General features: G+C 65.1%; 21 protein-coding genes. 10 read left to right on the top strand and 11 right to left on the bottom strand.

Going from position 1 to position 23,106, the window contains the following annotated elements; all coding sequences use genetic code 11:
- Positions 1-97: 97 nt before the first annotated feature.
- Positions 98-1,315 carry a DNA topoisomerase IB gene (locus A3OK_RS0119285; protein WP_155912189.1) on the bottom strand — a complete coding sequence of 406 codons (1,218 nt, stop codon included), beginning with the start codon at positions 1,313-1,315 and terminating at the stop codon, positions 98-100.
- A 223-nt stretch (positions 1,316-1,538) separates the two neighbouring features.
- Here A3OK_RS0119285 and A3OK_RS0119280 point away from each other — a divergent pair, with 223 nt between their 5' ends.
- Both A3OK_RS0119280 and A3OK_RS0119275 read left to right on the top strand, forming a co-directional pair.
- The gene (locus A3OK_RS0119280) at positions 1,539-2,663 is read left to right on the top strand and encodes a glycosyltransferase (protein ID WP_036303188.1); all 1,125 of its coding nucleotides are present in this window, start codon (positions 1,539-1,541) and stop codon (positions 2,661-2,663) included.
- Positions 2,660-3,328, top strand: a complete 669-nt coding sequence (locus A3OK_RS0119275) for a methyltransferase (RefSeq protein ID WP_019906537.1) — start codon at positions 2,660-2,662, stop codon at positions 3,326-3,328. Before A3OK_RS0119280 ends, A3OK_RS0119275 begins: the two co-directional genes overlap by 4 nt.
- Here the strand turns inward: A3OK_RS0119275 and A3OK_RS0119270 are convergent.
- From A3OK_RS0119270 to A3OK_RS0119255, 4 genes are all read right to left on the bottom strand, one after another.
- Positions 3,318-3,746, bottom strand: coding sequence for a PsiF family protein (locus A3OK_RS0119270; protein ID WP_019906536.1), 429 nt, complete (start codon positions 3,744-3,746; stop codon positions 3,318-3,320). The two genes, A3OK_RS0119275 and A3OK_RS0119270, sit on opposite strands and share 11 nt — an antisense overlap.
- Positions 3,747-4,026: 280 nt before the next feature.
- On the bottom strand, positions 4,027-4,683 hold the full coding sequence (locus A3OK_RS0119265; protein ID WP_026597436.1) for a response regulator transcription factor: 657 nt from the start codon (positions 4,681-4,683) through the stop codon (positions 4,027-4,029).
- Positions 4,684-4,853: 170 nt separating this feature from the next.
- Positions 4,854-5,117: a hypothetical protein gene (locus tag A3OK_RS23370; RefSeq protein ID WP_155912077.1), complete on the bottom strand. Its 264-nt coding sequence runs from the start codon at positions 5,115-5,117 to the stop codon at positions 4,854-4,856.
- Positions 5,118-5,583: 466 nt separating this feature from the next.
- A complete protein-coding gene (locus A3OK_RS0119255) occupies positions 5,584-6,168 on the bottom strand; it encodes a Crp/Fnr family transcriptional regulator (RefSeq protein ID WP_019906533.1) in 585 nt (194 codons plus the stop codon).
- A gap of 880 nt (positions 6,169-7,048) precedes the next feature.
- Between A3OK_RS0119255 and A3OK_RS0119250 the strand changes: the two genes are divergently transcribed.
- The 6 genes from A3OK_RS0119250 (at position 7,049) to A3OK_RS0119230 (ending at position 12,263) form a co-directional block, all read left to right on the top strand.
- Positions 7,049-7,726, top strand: coding sequence for a Crp/Fnr family transcriptional regulator (locus A3OK_RS0119250; RefSeq protein WP_245259388.1), 678 nt, complete (start codon positions 7,049-7,051; stop codon positions 7,724-7,726).
- A gap of 234 nt (positions 7,727-7,960) precedes the next feature.
- The gene (locus A3OK_RS24190; protein ID WP_155912076.1) at positions 7,961-8,347 is read left to right on the top strand and encodes a hypothetical protein; all 387 of its coding nucleotides are present in this window, start codon (positions 7,961-7,963) and stop codon (positions 8,345-8,347) included.
- A 33-nt stretch (positions 8,348-8,380) separates the two neighbouring features.
- Positions 8,381-9,139, top strand: a complete 759-nt coding sequence (locus A3OK_RS0119245) for a Crp/Fnr family transcriptional regulator (protein ID WP_019906531.1) — start codon at positions 8,381-8,383, stop codon at positions 9,137-9,139.
- Positions 9,140-9,307: 168 nt separating this feature from the next.
- Positions 9,308-9,562, top strand: coding sequence for a hypothetical protein (locus A3OK_RS0119240; RefSeq protein WP_155912075.1), 255 nt, complete (start codon positions 9,308-9,310; stop codon positions 9,560-9,562).
- 162 nt (positions 9,563-9,724) lie between these two features.
- Positions 9,725-11,356, top strand: coding sequence for an alpha-D-glucose phosphate-specific phosphoglucomutase (locus tag A3OK_RS0119235; protein ID WP_019906529.1), 1,632 nt, complete (start codon positions 9,725-9,727; stop codon positions 11,354-11,356).
- 136 nt (positions 11,357-11,492) lie between these two features.
- A complete protein-coding gene (locus A3OK_RS0119230) occupies positions 11,493-12,263 on the top strand; it encodes a glucose 1-dehydrogenase (RefSeq protein ID WP_026597433.1) in 771 nt (256 codons plus the stop codon).
- A gap of 103 nt (positions 12,264-12,366) precedes the next feature.
- Here the strand turns inward: A3OK_RS0119230 and A3OK_RS0119225 are convergent, their stop codons facing one another.
- The 4 genes from A3OK_RS0119225 to A3OK_RS0119210 all read right to left on the bottom strand — a co-directional run bounded on the left by A3OK_RS0119225 (position 12,367) and on the right by A3OK_RS0119210 (position 16,724).
- Positions 12,367-12,675: a cupin domain-containing protein gene (locus A3OK_RS0119225; protein ID WP_019906527.1), complete on the bottom strand. Its 309-nt coding sequence runs from the start codon at positions 12,673-12,675 to the stop codon at positions 12,367-12,369.
- 80 nt (positions 12,676-12,755) lie between these two features.
- Positions 12,756-14,291, bottom strand: a complete 1,536-nt coding sequence (locus A3OK_RS0119220; protein WP_036303180.1) for a GMC family oxidoreductase — start codon at positions 14,289-14,291, stop codon at positions 12,756-12,758.
- An 11-nt stretch (positions 14,292-14,302) separates the two neighbouring features.
- A complete protein-coding gene (locus tag A3OK_RS23100) occupies positions 14,303-15,694 on the bottom strand; it encodes an alpha/beta hydrolase (protein WP_245259452.1) in 1,392 nt (463 codons plus the stop codon).
- A gap of 190 nt (positions 15,695-15,884) precedes the next feature.
- On the bottom strand, positions 15,885-16,724 hold the full coding sequence (locus A3OK_RS0119210; protein WP_019906524.1) for a DUF4239 domain-containing protein: 840 nt from the start codon (positions 16,722-16,724) through the stop codon (positions 15,885-15,887).
- Positions 16,725-16,967: 243 nt separating this feature from the next.
- Here A3OK_RS0119210 and A3OK_RS0119205 point away from each other — a divergent pair, with 243 nt between their 5' ends.
- Positions 16,968-18,077, top strand: a complete 1,110-nt coding sequence (locus A3OK_RS0119205; protein WP_019906523.1) for an HWE histidine kinase domain-containing protein — start codon at positions 16,968-16,970, stop codon at positions 18,075-18,077.
- Complete coding sequence (locus A3OK_RS0119200; RefSeq protein ID WP_019906522.1) at positions 18,074-18,532, top strand: response regulator; 459 nt, start codon at positions 18,074-18,076, stop codon at positions 18,530-18,532. The genes A3OK_RS0119205 and A3OK_RS0119200 overlap by 4 nt, the downstream gene beginning before the upstream one ends.
- 72 nt (positions 18,533-18,604) lie before the next feature.
- Here the strand turns inward: A3OK_RS0119200 and A3OK_RS0119195 are convergent, their stop codons facing one another.
- Together A3OK_RS0119195 and glnT are read right to left on the bottom strand one after the other, a co-directional pair.
- Positions 18,605-21,358: a PAS domain-containing protein gene (locus A3OK_RS0119195; RefSeq protein ID WP_019906521.1), complete on the bottom strand. Its 2,754-nt coding sequence runs from the start codon at positions 21,356-21,358 to the stop codon at positions 18,605-18,607.
- A gap of 418 nt (positions 21,359-21,776) precedes the next feature.
- Positions 21,777-23,075 (bottom strand): type III glutamate--ammonia ligase, encoded by a 1,299-nt coding sequence (gene glnT, locus A3OK_RS0119190; protein WP_019906520.1) that lies wholly within the window; start codon positions 23,073-23,075, stop codon positions 21,777-21,779.
- Between the last annotated feature and the right edge of the window lie 31 nt (positions 23,076-23,106).

Below are 23,106 nucleotides of genomic sequence, written 5' to 3'. Positions count from 1 at the left end.
CCCGGGGCATGTCCGGACCGATCAGGACACGATCGTCCAGGGGCGGAACACGCAAACCTTCCGCTCGTCCCATATCGCGCGGCGTGGGTGGTTCGGACTATGCCGCCGCTGTCGCCTCCGACTTGGCGGATCGTGAGCGTGGCTTGCGCGCCGCGGCCTTCTTGCTCGCCTTGGCCTTCTTGCTTGCCTTGGCTTTCGCCGTCGTCGAAATCGTGCGCTTGGTCGAGACCTTGCCTTTTGCCGTCTCGAGACGGGCCCGCAGCAGCCCGAGAACCGCCGCCTCCTCGGGTTTCAGCCGGGCGATATCCTCGCGCAACTCGTTCTCCACGGCGTCCGTGACCTGGAGCAGCAAAGTGCCTTCCAGGTAGCCGTCGAGGACCTCCGGGTGGATGTAGCACTTGCGGCAGATGGTCGGCGTGTTGCCGAGGCGCGAAGCGACGCTCTCGATGGCCGCACGCAGGTTCTTCTTCGCCTTGGCCTCGCTGTCGAACGCCTCGAATTCCTGGAGGGCGAGGGCCGCGAGCACGGTGCCGGCCCAGGTCCGGAAGTCCTTGGCGGTGATCTCCTGGCCAGTGATCTCGCGCAGATAGGCGTTCACGTCGGCCGATGTGACGTCACGCCGGTCACCCTCCTCGTCGATATACTGGAACAGTTCCTGGCCCGGCAGATCCTGGCAGGACTTCACGATACGGGCCACGCGCCGGTCCTTCACCGACAGGTTCCATTCCTTGCCGCTCTTACCCTTGAAGCGGAAGGTCAGCTCGGGCCCCTCGATCGTCACGTGCGGATCGCGCAAAGTGGTGAGCCCGTAGCTCTTGTTGGTGCGGGCGTAATCGTCGTTGCCGACCCGGATCAGCGTCGCTTCCAGCAAGTGCACGACCGTGGCGAGCACCTTGTCGCGGCACAGGCCGCGACGGGCCATATCCTTGTCCACCCGCGCACGGATGCCCGGCAGCACGTCGGCGAAGGCCATGATGTGCTCGAACTTCGTCGAGTCACGCGCCTGTCGAAAATCGGGATGATAGCGGTACTGCTTGCGCCCTTTGGCATCCCGGCCCGTCGCCTGGATGTGGCCGCTGGCGCGCGGGCAGATCCAGACGTCGGTATAGGCAGGCGGGATCGCCAGCGAGCGAATCCGCTGGAGCATCTTGGGGTCGCGGACGGGCTCTCCCTTTGCGTCGCGATAGGAAAAACCGGTTCCGCTCCTGCGGCGCGTCAGTCCCGGACGGTCGGCATCGACATAGGTGAGGCCCGCCTCGATGGCGGCATCCCGCGGATCAGCGACGACGCCATCCTCTTCGCGATCCAGCGCCATCATCCACCTCCCGTCGAGTCAGGGAACGGTCAACCGGCCGGACCTGGAAGGCGTTCCGACCCGGCCCGGCGGCGCGATGTCTCGGCCGGATCGGCCCGGCCCCTCCCGTCCGGCGATGGCCATCTTGGTGGAGGCGACTTGATGAAGCCGACCTGCTCGATCCCGCGCAACGGCGTGCTACAGCGCCCTCATGGTCACGCCCCCTTCGCCCACGCCAGTGCCGATGCAGCGGCTCGTCTTCATCGTCACCGAGGACTGGTTCTTCGCCTCGCACTTCCTGCCGATGGCGCGGGCCGCCGTGGCGATGGGCCTGTCCGTGGCGGTCGTCACCCGCGTGCGAGCGCACCGCGCCGTGATCGAGGCGACGGGCGCACGCGTGGTCGAGCTTGAGGCCGAGCGCTCCAGCCTCAACCCGATGGCGGCGGGTTATGCAGCGGGTCAACTCGCGGCGATCCTGAAGGGGCTGAAGGCCGACATCGTCCACTGCATCGCCCTGCGCTCGATCCTCGTCGGCGGGACCGCGGCTGCGATGGCGGGCATTCCGGCCCGAATCTATGCGCTGACCGGGCTCGGCCTGATGGGCGCGCGCAGCGACGTCGCGGGACGCATGGCCCGCCTCGCCTTGCGCCAGATGATCCGCGGGCCGCTCGCCTCGAAGAAGACGCGGTTCCTGTTCGAGAATCCGGACGACGCACAGGCTCTCGGCCTCGATTCGGCCGACACGGCAGTGACCATCGTCGGAGGGGCCGGCATCGACCCTGCCCTGTTCGCGCCAAGCCCGCCACCGCCCTTCCCTCCCCTTCGCATCGCCATCGTGGCGCGGATGCTGTGGTCGAAGGGCATCGACACCGCCGTGGAGGCGGTGCGCCTGGCACGCGCCGAGGGTGCCGCTGTGGAGCTCTCGCTCTACGGCGCACCCGATGCATCGAACCGCCGGGCGATCCCCGAAGAGACGCTGCGCGCCTGGAACCGTGACGGCGTCACCTGGCACGGCCCCACCCGCGACGTGACCGGCGTCTGGGCCGAGCACCATGTCGGATGCCTGCCCTCCCGCGGCGGAGAGGGGCTGCCGCGCACGCTGCTGGAAGCGGCGGCCTGCGGGCGCGCTCTCCTCACCACCGACGTGCCCGGCTGCCGGACGTTGGTTCGCGAGGGGATCGAGGGTCTGCTGGTCCCGGCCGACGACGCGCCGGCCCTGGCCGCCGCGATGGTCAGGCTCGCCGCCGACCCGCGTCTCACGGCGCGGATGGGCGAGGCCGCGCGTCGGCGCGTCGTCGAGGACGGCTTTACCGAGGATGCCGTGATGCACGCCGTGTCGGGCCTCTACGCGGAGCTGCTCCGCCCATGACGCCTTCCGTCGATCCCCTTGGTTTCATTCGTGCCAACACGCGGCTTCTGCCCGTTCCGCACGCCCCCGAGATCGTGCTGCATGTGGCCGACGAGGCAACGGAGCTGTGGCAGAAGACCGAGGACGAACTCGACGCCATCGGCCTGCCGCCGCCGTTCTGGGCCTTCGCCTGGGCCGGAGGACAGGCCTTGGCCCGCCACATCCTCGACCGGCCGGACCTCGTCGCCGGGCAGCGAATCCTCGATTTCGCATCGGGCTCGGGGCTGGTGGCGATTGCGGCGGTTCTCGCCGGCGCCACTCACGCGACGGCCAGCGATCTCGACGCCTTCGCCATCGCAGCCATCGGTCTCAACGCCGGGGCCAACGGCGTCGGCGACCGGATCGTACCCATCCTCGACGACCTCATCGGCTCTCAGCCGGCCGATCTCGGCGCCACGGTGATCCTCGTCGCCGACATCTTCTACGAGCAGGATCTGGCCGGCCGCGTCACCGATTGGCTGGCGACCCTGCATGAGCAGGGCGCCACCATCCTCATCGGCGATCCCGGCCGCTCCTACCTGCCGAAGGATCGGCTCGACGTTCTGGCCACCTATGAAGTGCCCGTGAGCCGGTCCCTGGAGGATGCGGAGATCAAGCGCAGCAGCGTCTGGCGCTTCAGGGCTTAGGAGCCGGGGGCGTTGCTCCCGGTGACATGCCAGTGCCGGGAGCGACGCCGGTGCCGGGAGCGACGCCAGTGCCGGGTGCAGCGCCGGTGCCGGGTGCCATGGTCGAGCCGGGCGACATCGGCGCATCCGAGGAGGGGGCGGCGCCGGGTGCTGCGTCGCCCTTCAGACAGGACTTGATGAACGCGTGCCGATCGGCCTTGTCCGAACCGGCCGATTTCGCCTCGGCCTTGCAGGCCTTACGCGCGTCGGTCTTGCAGGACTTCATGAAGGTCTTGCGCTCGTCGCCCTTCAGGCCCTTGGCCTTCATCTCCTGCTTGCAGGCACCGATGCGGCCGCCGACAGCGGCGGACGCATCAGTAATGGGCAATGCCGTGAGAATCCCGAGCACCAGGACGGACCTCAACGTCGAACTCTTCATGATCGAACTCGCTTCATCGGACGGAGGGGAGTGAGGACGCAGGGCGACGGAACGGATCCGAGGGCCGTGATCGGTGTGACGACGAACCTCATGGTGTCGATCGCCCTATCTTGGCGTCAAGGTCACGTCATCGGCCATGCATGCCGGGGATGCAACGGCCGGGCATGCCGAGGCACCTGATTCACCCGGGCACATTACCGTGAACGCAGGACTTGCGAGGACACGAGGTTCAAGGTCACGAGTTGCAAGGACATGACCCGAGAGGAAGCCTGCCGTCGGCTCATCCGGCCTGCGGCATCTGGATCTGGTCGAAATCGAGCAGGGCCGTCCGGATCACGATCTGCGTGCGGCTGATGACGTCGAGCTTGCGCAGAATCTCGGAGACATGGGCCTTCACGGTGGAATCGCCGACCTGAAGTTCGTGCGCGATCTGCTTGTTGAGCTTTCCCTGTCGAATCATCAGGAGCACGCGCAATTGCTGCGGGGTCAAGCGGGCGATCCGCTCGGCCAGATGGGTCGCCGGGGATGGCAGGCCCGCGGCAGGCCCCGACAGCGCCGCGGGGATCGACAGGCCTCCACCGAGCACATCGGCGATGGCGCGGGTCAGCGTCGCCTTGTCGACCGCCTTCGGCACGAACCCGGCCGCGCCATGCTGGAGCGCCTCGCGCATGATCCGCGGGTCCTCGAGGCCGGACACGACGAGAATAGGCACGCGCGGAAAACGGGAGCGGATCGAGATCAGGCCCTCGAAGCCGACGACGCCCTGCATCGAGAGGTCCAACAGGACCAGATCGATCGCCCGGTCGGCCGCGAGAACGGCCATGGCGCCGAGGATGCCATCGGCATCGAGGATCACGGCGCTGGGAAAGGCCAGCCTGACGGCGCTCGCCAATGCATCCCGGAAGAGCGGGTGATCGTCGACGATCAAAAGATGCATGGCCGCCTCGCCTCTGCCCTCCTCAATCGGCATCGAACTCATCCCAATTCCCGCACTGGTCTGACAGGCGTGCTTTGACCGATCCTATCAGATCAAGGGTGACGGCGCCAAAGTCGGGAATCAGCGAGGCGGCGGGGACGAAACCCGCACATGTCGGCATCGACGAAAAGTCACCTGGCCGTGAGCGTGATGCCGGTTTTCTGGACTTCGGTCCGAACGGCAGTCTTCGTTTCGAGCGGCGCAATGAACCAGGCCACCGCGCAGACGAGACAAAGAGCAGCGAAGCTATAGGCCAGATTGTGCATGACCCCAACGAGGCCGAGCACAAGAGGAATCGACGCAAGCGCCGCCGACATCTCAAGATTTCCTGTCAGATAATTGACAGAAAAAAACGCAATCAGCGTCATGACGACAGACTTAACGAAATTAGACACGCACGTCTCCACCTTGGAAGTCAATTTGGCGATAGATCAGACCGCGATAACTGCTTCCAGTCAACCAGTCCATGGTTGTCTTAGTCAAATATTGTCTCTACTCAATACTGACATTCGAACCATCTTCCGTTAAAGCTCTCCGGTAGGCAGCGTACAGGTTTGGGGGTCGCAGTGGCAATTCCCCGGTCCATGACAATGCTCACGCGCCCGCCATGACAGGATGGCGAACGTCGTCGGCAGCTTGGAACGCATCGCTTTCTTTTCGGCAACCGAGGATGGGAACACAGTTTCGCTGGCATGGCCGCGCGTTGGCATCCCAAGCATGGCCGCTCGGCACCATGCGATTAGCAGGCCAATACCCGGAAGCCGCGTTGGCTCGAGCATCACCCCGCAAAGTGGGAGCCGGCTTTCAAGGTCGATGCCGTCGTGTCAGAAAGCCACCGAGACGCACGCGAACGACGCAAACCTATCCGCGCTTCATGACGCGTTCGTACTCGACCTCGGGGAGCCCGTAGGTATCTCCGGCCGCCTCGATCAGGACATCGCGGTCGCGAATGCCGATGATCCCGCGCTTGGCCGTGACGCCGCCGGCCTTGATGAGACGCTGAAGCCCCATCGTGGCACCGGAACGCCGAATTCCGAGCATCAGCGAGACGAATTCGTGCGTGAGGGGAAGATCCTCGCGATCGGAGCGATCGTGACACATCAGCAACCAGCGCGCGAGGCGCTCGTCGATCGTGAAACGTCCGTTGCAAATGACGGTTTGTGACACCTGAACGGAAAAAACATGGGCGAACCGCAGCATATAGCTCAGGAGGCTCGGGCTCTGCGCGATGGCGGCGGCGAACCGATCGGTCTCGATGCGCCATGCACGGCACGGGATCTGGACGAAAATCTCGTTCGGGGCACGTTCGATCCCGTGGATGATGGCGAGGCCGGTCATGCCTTCAGGCCCGATGACACCGGCCTCGAGCCGCTCTCCCGCCAGCGTCCGCGCCACGACGGACACCACGCCGGGCTCCGGAAAGTAGACGTGAGAGATCGGCTTCAACGGCTCCTGAACGACATATCCCTGTTCGAGAGATACCCGATCGAGATCTGGTGAAAGAATCGCGAATTCGGATTCCGTCAGAGCTCCAAGGAGCCGATTCCTTACCGTATTCTGGTCAAGGTCGTGTTTCATGCACCCGCCGGTCTACAGGCGGGAGGAAAACACTCTCAAACATCCGCAGCCCAGTATGTTTTCGGATGTCACGATTATTCTACTCCCAGTGTTGCAGAAAACAAAATTAATAAAACGGACATGAATGTACGCTTCAGGTCAAATCGGTCTATTTTGAAATTCGAGAATTTGCCGGCGCTACGAATGACCCCGCCTTCTCAGGCAGAATCTTTTGTTTTCCGGTTGCAATGAGATTGGGATGACAATCATCGGGAGGCGGCGCTTCCATCCGGATGATGGACGATCTCTCGGCCTCTCTTGACCCGACCATGGATTGCGGCTGCGACGCTCGATGGCGCATGATCCGCCCGACATGACTTGCAATTGCACAGCATCAGTGATTCGGCGGGCCGTTACTCCGATTAGGGAGCGACCATTGATAAAAACGGACACCACGATTGAAGGCGGATCGGCACCACAAGCAACGATACGCCATCCATTGCTTATAACCTCTCGGCGGATCGACCATTCGGGCCTAAACCGGACGGGTCCGGCGCCATCTACCGTACGAATTCGCACGCAATTGACCGAAACCGTGCACAAAAGGTAAGGCGGTACATATCATTTGTTGTTACTGTGGTCCTACCGATTTATGTTACGAGTACTTATCAGAGTTGATGAGCGGCAAGGCCCTTGAGCGCCGTCTCTTCGGGGCGATTACATGCTGGTTCCATCTCAGAAATACGCTCACAACAACCTTCTATCCGCGTTGCGCGCCGACGATTACGCGGCCATCCATTCCGCCCTCGAGCCTGTGAGCCTGAAGCGAAAGCAGGTTCTGGTCCAACCGGACGAGCCGTTGACCCATGTCTATTTCATGGAGAGCGGGGTCGCTTCGGTCGTGGTCGGCACACCGGAGGGAAAGCGCATCGAAGTCGGCATCATCGGGCATGAGGGAGCGACCGGCCTGGCGCTGCTGTTCGACGTCGATACCACGCCCCACGAGACGTTCATCCAGATCGAAGGTGAGGCACTGCGGATCGGCAAGAGTGCATTCTGCAGCCTGATCGAGCAAAGACCGGCGTTTCGCAAGCTGATGATGCGATACGCCCACATCTTCCAGCTGCATACGGCACAGACCGCCCTGTCGCATGGCAGTTTTACTTTGGAAGAACGGTTGGCTCGCTGGCTTCTGATGTGCCACGACCGGGTCGATGGAAATGAGTTTCCCATCACCCATGAATTTCTCTCGATCATGCTCGGCGTCCATCGGCCCGGCGTGACGACGACGATCCATATCCTCGAAGGCGCCGGCATGATCCGTGCGCGCCGATCTCGCATCGAGATCGTGAACCGCGAAAAGCTCCGGGCCATCGCGGGCTCCAGCTACGGCGTCGCGGAAGGGGAGTATCGCCGCCTGATCACGGACGGCGTTTCCACACCCTAAGACGTCGCACGGAAAACGATCCGATCGACGTCCTCGCCACCGTAGTGGGAGCCTTATGGCCCCACATCCGTCAAGCACCGTGAAGCTTGCGACGCTGGGCAGCTGCGGTGTGAAGGTAACATATCATACCAAACCCGGCAAAAGTCTTACATGGCCGGTCCGTTTTGCATAATGCTATCCGCCCAATGATAGCTCGCCCTCGAAGCGGTCACTTTATGGCTTGCGGAGGTTCATATGCAGACGGGAGCGCACAACCTCTTCGTATCACTGGCCGAGCCCGAACTTCACCTATCGAATGCCTCACTGCTTTCGCGGCTCGACGTGATCGTTCCGCTCGGCGATGCGGTCGATGACCTCTCCGATTGCCCCGAGAATGATCGGTGCAGTCGCGGAGGGGAATTATTGCATTTGCGCACGCTGCCACGTATGCCCATGGAAACAGAAGTCCCGGTCGCTCCGTTGGCCGTCATGCGAAGGGTTTTCCGAGCAGACGGCCAAGCCTCTTTGAGCAAACTGAAATTTAAACACGATCCCTCTCCCGATCCGATACTGCGTCGCGGCGCAATCGCGGCGGCCGAAAGCCGTGAACCGGCAACGCGTATTCCGATCATCTACGGCTGAGGCCGATCGTTGTTGCATCAGAGATAGACGGCAGTGTCGCGGAATCGAATTTCCAATACCGGTAGCGGGACTTTCAACCCGCTGGTCCACAAGTTCGAAGGCTTCGTGGCCTTGAACGAGGCGGACAAGGACGTGCTTCATCGGATCGCCGCCCTCGCCCGCGACGTTCCGGCCCGCACCAACCTCGCGCGCGAGGGTGACGTGCACAACGACATCCTCCTGATCACTGAAGGGGTCGGTTGTCGGTTCAAGCAGCGTGCCAACGGCGCCCGCCAGATCACCGCCTACCTCGTGCCGGGCGATGCCTGCGATCTCGACATCGCCCTGATGGGCCGGCTGGATCACACGATCGCGACCCTCTCCGCCTGCAAGGTCGCCCGCATCTCCACGTCTGTCCTGCAGGAGATCACCGAGAACCATCCGGCGATCGCGCGCGCGATGCGCATTTCGGCCCTCATCGACGAGGCGACGCTGCGGGAATGGCTTGTGAATGTCGGCTGCCGTTCGGCGCTCGAGCGGATCGCGCATCTCTTCTGTGAGTTGCTTCTCCGCCTCCGCGCTGTCGGCTTGGCGACGGAAGACAGTTGCGATCTTCCGATGACCCAGCACGAACTCGCCGATACGACGGGCATGACGACGGTGCACGTGAACCGGTCGCTGCAGGAATTGCGGCGGCGGGGATTGATCGAACTGAAGGGCAAGAATCTCAGAATTCTGGACTGGCCCAGGTTGAAATCCCTCGCCGAGTTCAAAGCCGGCTATCTTCGCCTTGGAGAGCAATCCGCCACCTGAACCAGGATGAGGCCTGGGACATGTCAGGACACGTCGACGATCATGGGGCGTGCGCGACTCCATAAAGTCTACGGAGGCAGTGCCGATCAGGGCCGACCTCAGGTTCTACCGAGGCGGCATCCTCATCGAGCGTATGTGTTGGTCAGGTCGTTACGGAGGGAGATCGGCATGCCACGGTACTTTCTGAACTTGCGCGATCGCAGTGGGCTCCATCCCGACCCGGATGGAGACGAGTTCAGCTCCATGGACGAAATGAGGAACGACGTCATGATCGGCGTCAAGCAGATCGTCGCCAACGCCCTCGTCAGTGGCTCGACCTTGAGCGAGGCCCTCGACCGCTCGTTCGAGATCGTCGACGAGGCTGGCGCGATCGTTCTCACGATCTCGTTCTCCGAAGGTGTGGCATCGCATGCCAAGGCCTGACGAGAGGCGAAGACATCGGTGATCGGAGTCGCGGCAATCGGCTCGCGCAGCGACGATTCCGGTAAAACTTTCCCCTGTCATCGCTCCCGACGCCTTCCTCGTGGTTGACCGGCATGGATCAGCCGTTGTGTTGTCCCGACAGACAACGAGGGGCTTTCGTCGATGACACCGAGGCACGTGCCGACTTCGCCAATCTCCGACCAGAAGCCGGGCACGTCGGGCCTTCGCAAGAAGGTCACCGTCTTTCAACAGCCCCGCTACGTCGAGAATTTCGTCCAATCCATCTTCGACACGATCCAGGATCGCGAAGGATCGACCCTGGTCGTGGGGGGCGACGGTCGCTTCCTCAATCGGGACGTGGTGCAGACGACCCTGAAACTCGCCGCCGCCAACGGCTTCGGCCGCGTCCTCGTCGGCCAGGGCGGGCTCCTCTCGACGCCGGCGGCCTCCTGCGTCATCCGCAAGCACGGCGCGATCGGCGGCATCGTCCTGTCGGCGAGCCATAATCCAGGCGGCCCGGACGGGGATTTCGGAATCAAGTTCAACACCGCCAATGGCGGCCCAGCGCCCGAATCCATCACCGCCGCGATCCATGAGCGCACCAAGACGCTCACCGAGTATCGCATCGCGGATGTGCCCGATCTCGACCTCGACACGGTCGGCGAGGTACGGATCGGCGACATGATCGTCTCGATCATCGATCCCGTCGCGGATTATGCGGCGCTGATGCGCGAGCTCATCGATTTCGACGCGATCGCGCGCCTCTTCGCCTCGGGCTTCCGGATGCGGTTCGACGCCATGAGCGCGATCACCGGCCCCTATGCGGTCGCGATCCTGGAACAGGCTCTCGGCGCCCCCGCCGGCACGGTGGTGAACGGCACGCCGAAGGAGGATTTCGGCGGTCACCACCCCGATCCCAACCCGGTCCACGCCCACGACCTCTACGCGCTGATGCTCAGCGCGGACGCGCCCGATTTCGGCGCGGCCTCCGATGGAGACGGCGACCGCAACATGATCGTTGCGCCGGGCCTCTTCGTCACCCCGAGCGACAGTCTCGCCATCCTCGCCGCCCATGCCCATCGCGCACCGGGCTATGCGGCGGGTCTCGCGGGGATCGCCCGCTCGATGCCGACGAGCCGCGCCGCCGACCGGGTCGCCGCCTCCCTCGGCATCCCCGCCTACGAAACGCCCACGGGCTGGAAATTCTTCGGCACCCTGCTCGATGCCGGCCTCATCACCCTCTGCGGCGAGGAAAGTGCCGGTACCGGCTCGAACCATGTCCGCGAGAAGGACGGGCTCTGGGCGGTGTTGCTGTGGTTGAATATCCTGGCGGCGACGGGCCAGTCCGCCGATGCCATCGTGCATGAGCACTGGGCCGCGTTCGGGCGCGACTACTACACCCGCCACGATTACGAGGAGATCGATTCCGAGAGCGCGAACCGTTTGATGGACGGGCTTCGCGCCCAGCTCGATAGCCTTCCCGGTCGCCGGGTCGGCGACCTCACCGTCTCAGCGGCCGACGATTTCCGCTACGTCGACCCGGTCGACGGCTCCGTGACAGCGCAACAGGGCATCCGCGTCACCTTCGCCGAGGATGCGCGGGTGGTCTATCGCCTGTCCGGCACCGGCACGGCGGGAGCGACCCTGCGGGTCTATATCGAGCGCTACGAGAACGATGCCGGTCGCTTGGAACTGGCGCCGGAATTCGTCCTCGCGCCGGTCATCCAGGCGGCGCGGGACATGGCCGACATCGCGGGCATGACCGGGCGCAAGGAGCCCAGCGTGATCACCTGAAGCGGCCTCGAGGCGGCCGCTTCCACCGATGCCGCACCCCGGGAACCGCGTTTTCCGGAGCCCATTGTCCTGAGAATATGGGTGCTCGCCAGCCGCGAAACGGCCGCGTACCCACTCTCGCATCAATGGGGCAGGCATGAAGCTGCAGGGTAAGCGCGCGCTCATCACGGGGGCGGATTCAGGAATAGGCCGGGCGGCGGCGGAGTTGTTCGCGCGCGAAGGCGCGGACGTTGCGATCACCTACAATACCGATGCGGAGGGCGCGAAGGAGACAGCGCGCCTCGTCGAGGCGGCGGGCCGCAGATGCCTCGTGATCCAGAACGACGTCGGCGACCCGGCCTCGGTCGAGGCGACTTTCGCCCAGGTGGCCGAGGAATTTGGCGTCCTCGACATCCTGGTCAACAATGCGGGACAGGCCATGAGTGGCATGCCGGTGGCCGAGATGGATGACGGCAAGCTCGAGCAGATCCTGCGCGTCAACCTGATGGCACCCGTCTTCTGCGCCCGCGCCTTCATCAAGGTCCGCCGGGCCGCGGGCGGGCGCGGCAAGATCGTCATCGTGTCGTCGGTGGCCCAGCACCTGCCGACGCCGGAAAGCGCACCCTACGGCATGTCCAAGGCCGGAGTCGGCTCGCTCTGCCGCAGCCTGTCGCGCGAACTCGCCGAGGACAGGATCAACGTCAACAACGTCGCCCCCGGCCTCATCGAGACCCCGATGACCAGCGACCGGTTCGAGAACCCGGAGAAGCTCGCAGCCTCGCTGGAGCGTATCCCCTGGCACCGCGCCGGCCAGCCCGACGAGATCGCCAAGGCCATCCTCTATCTCGCTTCCGACGATGCCGATTACGTCACGGGCCATACCCTGGTGGTGGATGGCGGCCTGACGATGCAATGGGGCGGCGCATAGATCACCGCAACCCGCGATCATCGAGAAGGGCCGGATCGACATCGATCCGGCCCTTCGCACGTCCGGCGGCGCGGTGGTGTCGCCGGGAAACGCGGCCTCCGCTCTATGAGGCGGGCGGGGCCGTCGCCTCAATGGCGGTGAGTTCTTCGAGGATCTTGTAGGTGTGTTCGGCACCCGCCGGGACGAGCCAGGAATCGCCGGGCTCCAGCGTCACCGTCTCGCCGTCGAGGACCAGTTCGGCACGGCCGGAAATCACGTAGCCCACCGTCTCGTAGGGTCGGCTGGCGCTCGGCTTGTCGTCCGTCGGCGGCTCATGGCGCCACATCCGCATGGCGACCTTCTCGCCCTTGGCGAGACTGACCTCGCCATCCGCGCCCTCGCGGGCCGTCTTCGTCGAAATCTTGATGGTCATGGCGTGGGATATCCGTTTCCAGTTGTCGGAATCCAACCGGGGATTCCCGACGTCGTTCCACCGGGCGAAGAGCGCATCCCTCAGGAAGAATGCCCGAGAAACGCCTCGGCCGAGCGCAGGGCCAGCGCCATGATCGTCAGGGCCGGGTTCGCGGCGAGCGAACTCGGGAAGGTCGATCCATCGCTGATCCAGAGGTTCGGGATCTCGAAGCTGCGGCCGTAGGGATCGACCACGGCACTGTCGCCGCTCCTGCCCATCCGGCAGGTCCCGATCGTGTGGGCGACGCGCTCGAGCACCCAGATATCCGTCGCGCCCGCCGCCTCCCAGATCGCTCTCATGGTCCGGGTCGCATGCGCGTTCAGCCTGTCCTCGTTGGAGGAATAGCCGAAATCGATCCGTGCCTTGGGCATCCCGAACGCATCGGTCTCGTCCGCGAGCCTCAGGACGTTGGCGTCGCAGGGCAGCGTCTCGCCGTTGATCCCGATCCCCGCCATGTGGTTGTAGCGATCGAGATGGTCGGTCAGCGCCTGTCCCCACAGGCCGCGCCCGCGCGCCACGGAATTGCCCCAGGTGACCGGCGCCACGCCGAGGCTCTGCATCAGGTAGCCGCCGGCGAAATCGGCATCGCCCGGGCGGATCATGTCCTCGCTGATGAGCGACGAGGGGTAGCCTCGGTTCATCCGCATCTCGGGTTCGAACGTCCCCCAGACCTGGGTCGCCACATGGCCCATGTAGTTGCGGCCGACCTGACCGCTGCCGTTGGCGAGCCCGAGATGCAGCAGGAGCCGCGGCGTCTCGACCGCGCCGGCACTGAGGAAGACGGCCGAGCAACGCTGGCGATGGTCGATTCCCTGATGCCGGTAGATCACCGAGACGATCCGGCCCTCGCGATCGCGTTCGAGCCCATGCACCCGGCAATCTGGCCGGATTTCCGCGCCGTTGGCGACGGCATGCGGCAGGTAGGTGACGTCCATGCTGGTCTTGGCGCCATTGCGGCAGCCCTGATGGCAATAGCCGCAATTGATGCAGGCATGGCGCAGGGCGCCGCCCTCTTGCGCAAAGTCGCGCGAGACCACGGCCGCCGGCGAGTCGGTGTTGCGGATTCCGAGCCGGTCGCAGGCCTTCGCCATGATCTGCGCCGGTGCATTGCGCGGGACCGGCGCCAGCGGATAGCGCCGGCTCGGATCCCACGGATACTCGGCAGGGCCGGAGACGCCGATGAAGGCCTCGACGCGCTCATAGAACGGCAGCAGCGCGTCGTGATCGATCGGCCAGTCGACGCCCCTCCCGGTCTCCGAATGCAAGCGCATGTCGCGTGCATCGGCGCGAGGGGTGAAGGCGCCCCAATGCAGGGTGGAGCCGCCGACCCCGGTGCCGCTGTTGTTGGCGCCGAAGGCCTCGGGCGTGGAACCACCACTGAGCCGCTCCTCGGTCCAGTAGATCTCGTCGGCGAGCGTTTCGTCGAAGGCGAAGCGCGCGGGGTCGAAGTTGGGGCCGGCCTCCAGGGCGACGAGCTTCAGCCCCGCCGCCGCGAGGCGGGCCAGGACAGGCGCGCCGCCGGCCCCCGTCCCGATGACGACGACATCGACGATATCGGTGGTTGCGTGGCGACGCATCGCGTCGAGCTTCATCGTCCCGCCGCCCCGAAGGCGACAGGCTCCCAGGGTTCCGGGTCGTCGATCCCGACCCGCACGAAGCCGGGCAGGCGATCCGCGTCGTCGCCGCCCGCACCGATTCCGCCATAGTCGAGCCGGGCGAGGCTGGCGGGGTGTGCAAGATAGACCCGTACCACGTCGCTGCGCAGGTCCTCGAACCACAGGCTCATGCGCTCGGCATCGAGCCCGTCTTCCGGCATCTCCGGACAGAGTGGCTCACCGGCGGCGGCCGCTTTCAGGAGCCCATCCTGATCGGTGCCGTCGAGGCCAAGGAAGCGCATCCCATGGACGGATTGCGCAGCGGCATCGAGCGTCCGTAGAGCGGCACGATAGGCCTCGCCGTCAGCCGGCAGCTTGGCAAAGCGCCAGCCGTCTCCGGTTCCGGTCGCGAGCCGGGCTTCGATCCGGGCCGCGATGTCGATCCGGCCGGTATCGGCTTGCGGAAGCACCCTGTCGACGACGGCGCGAAGCAGAGCGAGTTCGACCGTATCGAGACATCCGGGCTGGTAGGCCGGATCGTCCGGCTGGGAACGAGCGAGGAGCGCCACGCGAAGGCGCGTGTTCACCCGGTCGGATTCGATCAGCGCGCGATAAGGCTCCGGCACCTGCGCCGGCACGGAGATCGGAAGCGGCTGCTCCGAGACGAGGCCCGTGATGAGCCCGGCCACGGCTTCTGGCCGTTCCAGCGGCAGAAGGTGTCCGGCGCCGTCCAGGGCAACCAGCCGGCCATGGGAGAGATGAGGAAGGGTCAGCGCCTTCTGCGCGGCAGCGCCGAGATCGGCATCGTCCGTCCCGCCGACGACCACGGCCGGAAGCGCCAAGATTCCGATCCGGCTGCACCAATCCTCGCGGGAGCCTTCGTTGAGCCACGCCGTCCAGGCGGCGGGTGCCGCACGCAGCACATCCTCGATCGCGCGGGTGCGAAGCCTATCGCCGAGGCGGGCGCCTGTATTCTGGTCGATGAACTCCCCGGCCTTCCGGGCACGGGTCTCGGCGTCGGCGGATATCCAGTCGACCATCTCCCGGCGCTTGTCGTCGGACATCGGCTCGGGGCTCGGCGGAGAGCCGCCGAGCAGCACCAGCCCGGCGAGGCCAGCCAGATCAGGCGCCCCGTCCTCGGCACGGCGGGCAAGAGCCAAGGCGACCTTTGCACCCATGCTGTGGCCGGCGAGATACCAGCGGCCACCCGGCTCGGCGGCGGCAATCAGACCGGCGACGTGGTCGGCCATGGCCTCGACCGAGTAGCCGGACACGCCGGCCGCGTCGCCAAATCCGGGCAAGTCGAGTCCGACGACACGAACGGTCCCGTCCAGACGGGCAGCGACGGATTCCCATTCCCTGGCGCTTCCGCCGAGGAAATGCAGGCAGAAAATCGTTATCGGAGCGTCGGTGGCTCCGTTCCGGATAACCGGGTTCTCGACAGTCAGGGCCGGGTCAGGAGAATGTGGCATCCGTTCGAATTCGGGCGCATCGCGTGCCGATCAAGCCCGCAATCCCTGCGCCGGCTTGCGGCATGGCGTCCAACGTGCCGGCCCCGCTTTAGCGGACCGGGCGTTACGGGCTCGATCCGTCCGACAACCCCGCCCGCAATTCGATCAAGGGGTCCGCCGAGATCGAATCGTAGCCATAATACGGCCAGTCGATGGCGACGATCATCGTCATCGCCAAGGCGATGGAAAACGACAGGAGGCAACTCATCAGCAGATGCGCGGCGAAGTTCTCGACGCCGAACAGCACGGCGAAGGCGATCATCGAGATCGAGCCGAGGAGCACGACGACCCACACGATCCGGTCGACGCCGTTGACGGCGAGATCGCTTCGTCCGCGACGGATGTCGTACAAGTCATCGATATGCGCACGGAAATCCTTGACCGTGAGCATGTCCGCCAAGTCCTTGACCGGCAGCGCCGCAGCATCGAGCCACAGGTCGTGCAGGGCCTTGCTTCCGGCGGTTGGACGCTGCGCGGCACGCATCTGCGGCCATTCGTGATCGACCACGGCCTCCAGATATCCTGAAAGGTGAGCGCGGATGGCCCCGCGGTTCGCCTCGGGCAGCGTCATCACCTCCCGCGCCAGGCCCGCCACCTTCTCGACCTCCTCGAAGACCAGGTTCTCGGCCCGGTCCTTCCGCGCCATGACCGTGATCGCGAGCGAAGAGATCAGGATCGCGTAGATCACGCCGACGACGGCGATGAAGAAACCGGCGATATCGTTGTGCGACCGCCGCCGATCCTTCTTCCAGATGCGGTCGACGATCAGAAGGGCGATGACCGTGCCGCCGACCGAGATGAGGCCGATGATGCACGCCATCTGCCAGATCGGCGCATTGTAGAGAAAGTTCACGAAATCCATCACGCTATGGACCTTCGGTTCCGCATTTCGCGGCGTCGCCATCGTGATACGGGATCCCGCGGAATCCGTATCCCGCGAGAGCGTCCTCACCCACCGTGAGCGTCCTCGCAACCCGCGCTTGCACCGTCGCGCGGAACAAACCCCGTCAACTTCGGCTTTCGCATGTCGATCCTCGCGCCTGTCGATCCTCGCGCGTGTCGAGGATCGCTCGATCCTGCCCGGCCCATTAATCCATCGCGGCGCATCATCGGGTGTGCCCGCTCATCCTCGCAGAAAGCCCGCCTCGTGCCGATCCGGCCGCCACTTCAGTCCTCCACCGAAGCATCGACGTCCCTGCCGACCCTCCGCCGAGGGTCGCAGCTCCATGAGACGGAGCGCCGCCTGAACGCCGTGCTCAACAATGCTTCGGTCGCGATCTTCCTGATGGATGACCGGCAGCACTGCGTCTACATGAACCGCGCCGCCGAGCTGCTCACCGGCTTCAGCGTCGAGGAAGTGCTGGCGCGCGACTGCCCGCTGCACGACATCATCCACCACACCTATCCCGACGGGCGCCCGTTCCCGCTGGAAGAATGCGCCATCGACCGCGCCTTTCCGGAGAACAACCAGGAGCGCGGCGAGGAGGTGTTCGTCCACAAGGACGGGCATTTCTTCCCCGTCGGATTCACGGCGAGCCCGATCCGCGACGACACGGCCAAGATCATCGGCACGATCATCGAGGTTCGGGACATCACCGAGGAGAAGGCGGCGGCCGAGCGGCAGAAGCTGCTGACCAACGAGTTGAATCACCGGGTGAAGAATACGCTGGCCACCGTCCAGTCCATCGCGGCACAGACCTTCCGCACCATCGCCGATCAGCAGGCCCGCGCCGTGTTCGATGCTCGCGTGACGGCGCTCTCGAACGCACACAACGTGCTGACCGAATCCAATTGGGAAAGCGCCAGCCTCATCGGCGTCGTCGAGCGGGCGATCGCTCCCCACGCGGTCGCGGAGGTCGACGCGACGCGGTTCCAGATCACAGGACCGGATACGCGTCTCCACCCGAAAGTGGCGGTGACGCTGGCGATGGCATTGCACGAACTCATGACCAACGCCGCCAAGTATGGCGCCCTCTCGGTTGCCGAAGGCCGGGTCGCGGTGACGTGGATGCTGGCCAAGGCGGAGGGACGCGAACGCCTGTCTCTCACCTGGATGGAGACGGGGGGCCCGGACGTGGTCTCGCCCACCCGGAGAGGCTTCGGCTCCCGCCTGATCGAGCGTCAGCTGCCGCTGGAATTCGATGGCGCAGCCGCGATCGATTTCGTGCGGACAGGCATCGTCTGCCGGCTCGATATCCCGCTGACCGCATTGGGTTGGCACGGACAGGAGATCGTGACGGGACGCCCCGGCGCATGAGCATCATGGAAGGGCGCCGCGTTCTGCTGGTGGAAGACGAGAGTTTGGTGGCGATGCTCGCCGAGGACATGCTGCTCGATCTCGGCTTCGAGGTCGTGGTCGCCATGCGCCTCGAACAGGCGCTGAGACACTTGCAGGCGGGCGAGTTCGATCTGGCCATCCTCGACGTGAATCTCGGTGAGTCGCGCAGCTATCCCGTGGCCGACGTGCTGTTCGAGCGCTGCATCCCGTTCCTGTTCGCGACGGGTTATGGCACCGCCGGCGTGGAACAGGCCTACCGGACCGTACCGGTGATGCAGAAGCCGTATCGGAAGGAGGAGATGGAGGCCCAGCTGCAGCATATCCTCACCTGTGAGGGGATCGCGCAGAAATCCGATACCGGCGCCCGACTGTTCGCGTGCGGCTGCACGCCTCTTTCGAAGGCGTCCGGCCCAACGCAGATCAGGGCGGATTGACGACAGGGTCCAGTCTTTCGTTATGCGTCGGCCGTCCTCCGAAAAGCGGCCGGCCGCGATCGGCGCGGCGCCCTAATGGAAGTCGGGCGGCGTATCCACGGCCTGCAATCCCATCAGAGAGGCTTCGATCGTGCAAACCACGCCGGACGTACGATAATCGAGGGAAACCTCTCCGCCGAAATTCCCCGCCAGGCCGCGCCCGATCAGTCGCGTGCCGAAGCCGGTTCGGGTCGGCGGCTCGACGGGTGGTCCCCCAGCCTCGACCCAGCGCAGCAGAACCTGATCGGTGCCTTCGCTTCGGCTCTCGCGAATATCCCAGACGATGGCGACGCCGCCGGTGTCAGTGGAGAGCGCGCCATATTTCGCGGCGTTGGTCGCGAGTTCGTGGAGGATGAGGGCCAGCGACATCGCGGCCTTGGCGCCCACATTCAGGGCCGGCCCGCGAATGGAGAACCGGTCGGGCTTGTCCTTGTGGGCTTCCAGGGCACTCTCGATCAGTGTCTTCAGGGGCGTATCGCCGAGAGACCCGCCGAGGAGCAGGTCGTGGGACTTGCCCAGCGCGATCAGGCGACCCGCCAGCACGTCCTTGGCCGTGGCGACATCGGTGGCATTGCGCATGGTCTGCGTGGCGATCGACTGCACCATCGCCAGCATGTTCTTCATGCGATGACTGAGCTCGAGGTTGAGCACACGCTGCTGCGCCTCCGCCTCGATCCGCGCGATCGCGGCGCGTGTCCGGTCGGCGACGTTGCGGACGAAACTGACCTCTTCCGCCGTCCAGGCATGCGAGGCGTCCTTCGCCGCGTAGAACAAGGCCACGAACCGTTCGCGCTCCATCACCGGCAGGTTCAGGAGCGCCCGGATGCTGATGGAGGTGAGCGAGTCCGCATCCTGACTCGTGCGCAGGTCCGAGGCGGCATCCTCGATCAGCACGGCCATTCCGGTCTTCAACTCGTCGATATAAGAGCCGTATTCGCGGAACTGATGAAGTCCGTCGATGCGGGCGAGACCGGGGGCCGACCAGCCCCGACCGACGAGAATGGTCTCCCGTTCCTGGTCCACGGCACCGTAGCCGGCATGGGACAGGCCGAGGGTCCGGCCCATGATCTCGGCCGCGGCGAAGGAAATCGCGACCGGATCGCTCAGGTGACGCAGGCGGTCACCGAGCTCCGCGATGGCGAGGCGGCGGGTCTCGCTCTGCTTGCGTTCGGTGACGTCGAGGAAGAGGCAGCTGAACCGCTCGTCGCTCTCATGGCCGGCGCGAACCTCGAAGGTTCTGCCGAGGCCCGGCACCGTGATCTCGAACAGGTTCGGCTCGCCGGTCTCGACGACGCTCGCATAGCGATCGATGAGCTCTTGCTCGATGTCGGGAACGAAGTCGCGGATGGTCCGGCCGACGCTCTCCTCCGGCAGGCCGGATTGCCGGGCGAAGGCCGGATTGATCTCCAGGAACCGGTAATCGAAGGCCCGTCCCGCCGCATCGCGGACGAGTTCGCCGAGAAAGAACCCTTCCTGCATGCTGGTGAACAAGCCCCGCCAGCGCATCTCGCTGGCGCTGATCAACTGCTCGGCGGATTTCTGGATGGTGATGTCGCGGGAGACCGAGAGCAGCCGCTCCGGACGCCCTTCCGTATCGAGGATCGGTGTGACCTGGACGTCCCACCAGCGGGCATTCCCCGCCATGGTGTTGGCTTGGCCCCGGAAATGGCCGGTGCCCCCGGCCTTGGCAGCGGCGATGGCGGCCAGGGCGTCGACATTGCCCTGATCGCACCAGAAATCCGGCCAGGGACAGCCCTTGATCGCGTTGAAGTCGCTGACTTCCATCACGCGCATCCCGCCTTCGCTCATGAAGGTCACGCGCGTGTCGAGATCGAGAACCTTGATGCAGTCGGCGGACGAGGCGAGGACGCTGCGCATGAACTCGGCGTCGTTGTGCTGCTTCTGGCTGGCGAGGCGCTGTTCCGTGCGATCCCGCAAGATCTTGATGAATCCCTCCGGGCGATCGTCCTCGTTGATGAGCGGCATCATCTCGCCGAGGCCCCAGAACAGGGAGCCGTCCTTGCGCCTGTGCCAGCGTTCGTCGCTGGCGCGGCCGTGCATCAACGCAGTGCCCATCTCCTGCTCGGGAAGGCCGTTTTCGACATCCTCCTCCGTGAAGAAGACATGGGCATACTCGCCGCGCATCTCTTCCTCGGTCCAGCCGAGGACGCGTTCCGCGCCGGTATTCCAGCTCGTCACCTGACCGGACAGGTCCATGGAGATGATCCCGTAATCGACCGCGCTCTCCAGGATCGCCTTGTTGAGCCGGTCGCTTTCGCGCCGATCCTGAAGGGCGCGGCGCAGGTCGAGCAGGGTCATCACCTGCTTGGCCAACGTCCGCAGGATGAGCGACTGCGCCGGCGTCAGGCTGTTCGGCTTGGTATCCAGGACGCAGAGTGTCCCGAGAGGGACGCCCTCCGCCGTCAGCAGCGGCACGCCAGCGTAGAAGCGCACGTGCGAATCGCCGGTAACCAGGGGATTCGATGAGGTTCGCTCGTCACGTGTCGTATCGGGGATCACGAAGACGGGGTCCTGCTCGCGGACCGCATGCATGCAGATCGAGGAGGAGATCGGCGTCTCCCGCTGGCCGAACCCCGTCTCGGCCTTGAACCACTGCCGGTTTCCATCGAGCAGGGAGATCAGCGAGATTGGGACATTGCAGGCTGCCGACGCCGCCTTCACGATGTCGTCGAAATCGGCCTCGGTCTCGGTGTCGAGGATGCCGTAGCGCGCGAGGGCCGTACGCCGGTCTGCCTCGATGCCCGCGCTGCTATCGTCGTGGTCCACAGAGCGCTTCCTGTCGGCATTCGTCTTCTTCGGACCGACGAGCCGAGTCCCGCCGGTTCATGCGCCGAAAACCCGGAACCGGCAACCGGGTGCGATATGTTGCTCCGCAGGCTACTCTGCAACCGCGATCGTGGTCGAAGCCGGGCGGAGACGCCCTGTCGCCTGCCATCAGGACGCGAAGGAGTGCTCGACTGTCACGGCTTGGCACCGCCGGGTCACGACCGAGTCCTTCGAATGCGCGTGTCCGATGTGAAGCGGAGCGATAACACCGCGGGGCTCAATGACACCGCGGGGCTCATGGAGACGAGCAGAGGCGCCGATCTGCTGCGCAAAGCGATCGACACTCTCGCGTTTGGGCGGCGCCGGCTGGGCGAGCGCAACGTTCGGCCCCGTGGGAGGGGTTCGAGCAGTCCGGGTTTCAGCAATCGAGCGTGGTATCCCGCTCCCATTGGGTGAGATGGCGCGAATAGGCGTTCCACTCCTCGAGCTTCAACTTGAGGTAGCTCGGGACGAAGCTGCCGAGGGATTGGGCGAGAACGTCCGATCGCTCCAGCGCCCGCATGGCATCGAGCATGTTGAGCGGCAGGCGCTTGACGCCCTCGACGGTGTGGCCTTCGGTGTACATGTTGATGTCGAGGCGCTGGCCCGGATCTCGCCGGTTACGCAATCCGTCGAGGCCGGCCGCGAGCAGGCCCGCCTGGAGCAGGTAGGGGTTCGCGGCGCCATCGGCGAGACGGAACTCGAAGCGTCCGTCATCGGGGATGCGGATCATGTGCGTGCGGTTGTTGCCCGTATAGGTCACCGTGTTGGGGGCCCAGGTCGCGCCGGAGGTGGTGCGCGGGGCATTGATGCGCTTGTAGGAATTCACGCACGGATTGGTGATGGCGGCCAGGGCATCGGCCGAATGGATCAGGCCGCCGATGAAGTGGTAGCCCTCCTGCGACATCCCGATCTCGTCCGACGGGTCGGCGAAGACGTTGCGGTCGCCCTTCCACAGCGAGACGTGGGCGTGGCAGCCGGAGCCGGTCAGGTCCATGAACGGCTTGGGCATGAAGGTCGCCCGCAGCCCGTGCTTCTCAGCGATCGAGCGGGTCATGTACTTGAAGAAGGCGTGCCGGTCGGCGGTGACGAGGGCGTCGTCATAGTCCCAGTTCATCTCGAACTGGCCGTTCGCGTCCTCATGGTCGTTCTGGTACGGCTTCCAGCCGAGAGCGAGCATCGCGTCGCAGATCTCGGTGATGACGTCGTAGCGGCGCATCAGGGCGGATTGGTCGTAACACGGCTTCATCTGCCGGTCGGCCATGTCCGCGGGTTCGGACCCGTCCGGCGTGATCAGAAAGAATTCGCACTCGACACCGGTCTTCATCTGAAGGCCGTCCCGCGCCGCGTCCGCGATGAGACGCTTGAGGATGTTGCGCGGCCCCTGCTCCACGGGCTTTCCGCCCATGACGAGATCGGCGGGCAGCCAGCCGACTTCCGGCTTCCAGGGCAGCTGGATCAGGCCCTCCGGGTCGGGCACGGCCAGAAGGTCGGCATCCGCCGGGCTCATGTCGAGCCATGTGGCGAAGCCGGCGAAGCCCGCGCCGTTCCGGCAGGTGCTGGCGATGGCGGCGGCCGGGACGAGCTTGGCGCGCTGCGTGCCGAAGAGATCCGTATAGGACACGAGGAAATACTTGATCCCGCGCTCTCTCGCGACGGTTTCGAGATCCTGGTTCATGGCGTCACCCTGCGTTGCGTCGTGCTGTCGA

The organism is Methylobacterium sp. 77, assembly GCF_000372825.1.
In the GTDB taxonomy this organism is placed as follows: domain Bacteria; phylum Pseudomonadota; class Alphaproteobacteria; order Rhizobiales; family Beijerinckiaceae; genus Methylobacterium.
The sequence above is the reverse complement of the archived record's forward strand: the minus strand, read 5'-3'. Positions and strand labels throughout refer to the sequence as shown.

What these genes read in the sequence shown, in the direction of transcription:
- A3OK_RS0119285 (WP_155912189.1), bottom strand. Translation starts at nt 1,315, where the DNA reads ATGGCGCTGGATCGCGAAGAGGATGGCGTCGTCGCTGATCCGCGGGAT.
- A3OK_RS0119280 (WP_036303188.1), top strand. Translation starts at nt 1,539, where the DNA reads ATGCAGCGGCTCGTCTTCATCGTCACCGAGGACTGGTTCTTCGCCTCG.
- A3OK_RS0119275 (WP_019906537.1), top strand. Translation starts at nt 2,660, where the DNA reads ATGACGCCTTCCGTCGATCCCCTTGGTTTCATTCGTGCCAACACGCGG.
- A3OK_RS0119270 (WP_019906536.1), bottom strand. Translation starts at nt 3,746, where the DNA reads ATGAAGAGTTCGACGTTGAGGTCCGTCCTGGTGCTCGGGATTCTCACG.
- A3OK_RS0119265 (WP_026597436.1), bottom strand. Translation starts at nt 4,683, where the DNA reads ATGCATCTTTTGATCGTCGACGATCACCCGCTCTTCCGGGATGCATTG.
- A3OK_RS24190 (WP_155912076.1), top strand. Translation starts at nt 7,961, where the DNA reads ATGCAGACGGGAGCGCACAACCTCTTCGTATCACTGGCCGAGCCCGAA.
- A3OK_RS0119240 (WP_155912075.1), top strand. Translation starts at nt 9,308, where the DNA reads ATGCCACGGTACTTTCTGAACTTGCGCGATCGCAGTGGGCTCCATCCC.
- A3OK_RS0119235 (WP_019906529.1), top strand. Translation starts at nt 9,725, where the DNA reads ATGACACCGAGGCACGTGCCGACTTCGCCAATCTCCGACCAGAAGCCG.
- A3OK_RS0119230 (WP_026597433.1), top strand. Translation starts at nt 11,493, where the DNA reads ATGAAGCTGCAGGGTAAGCGCGCGCTCATCACGGGGGCGGATTCAGGA.
- A3OK_RS0119225 (WP_019906527.1), bottom strand. Translation starts at nt 12,675, where the DNA reads ATGACCATCAAGATTTCGACGAAGACGGCCCGCGAGGGCGCGGATGGC.
- A3OK_RS0119220 (WP_036303180.1), bottom strand. Translation starts at nt 14,291, where the DNA reads ATGCGTCGCCACGCAACCACCGATATCGTCGATGTCGTCGTCATCGGG.
- A3OK_RS0119210 (WP_019906524.1), bottom strand. Translation starts at nt 16,724, where the DNA reads ATGGCGACGCCGCGAAATGCGGAACCGAAGGTCCATAGCGTGATGGAT.
- A3OK_RS0119200 (WP_019906522.1), top strand. Translation starts at nt 18,074, where the DNA reads ATGAGCATCATGGAAGGGCGCCGCGTTCTGCTGGTGGAAGACGAGAGT.
- glnT (WP_019906520.1), bottom strand. Translation starts at nt 23,075, where the DNA reads ATGAACCAGGATCTCGAAACCGTCGCGAGAGAGCGCGGGATCAAGTAT.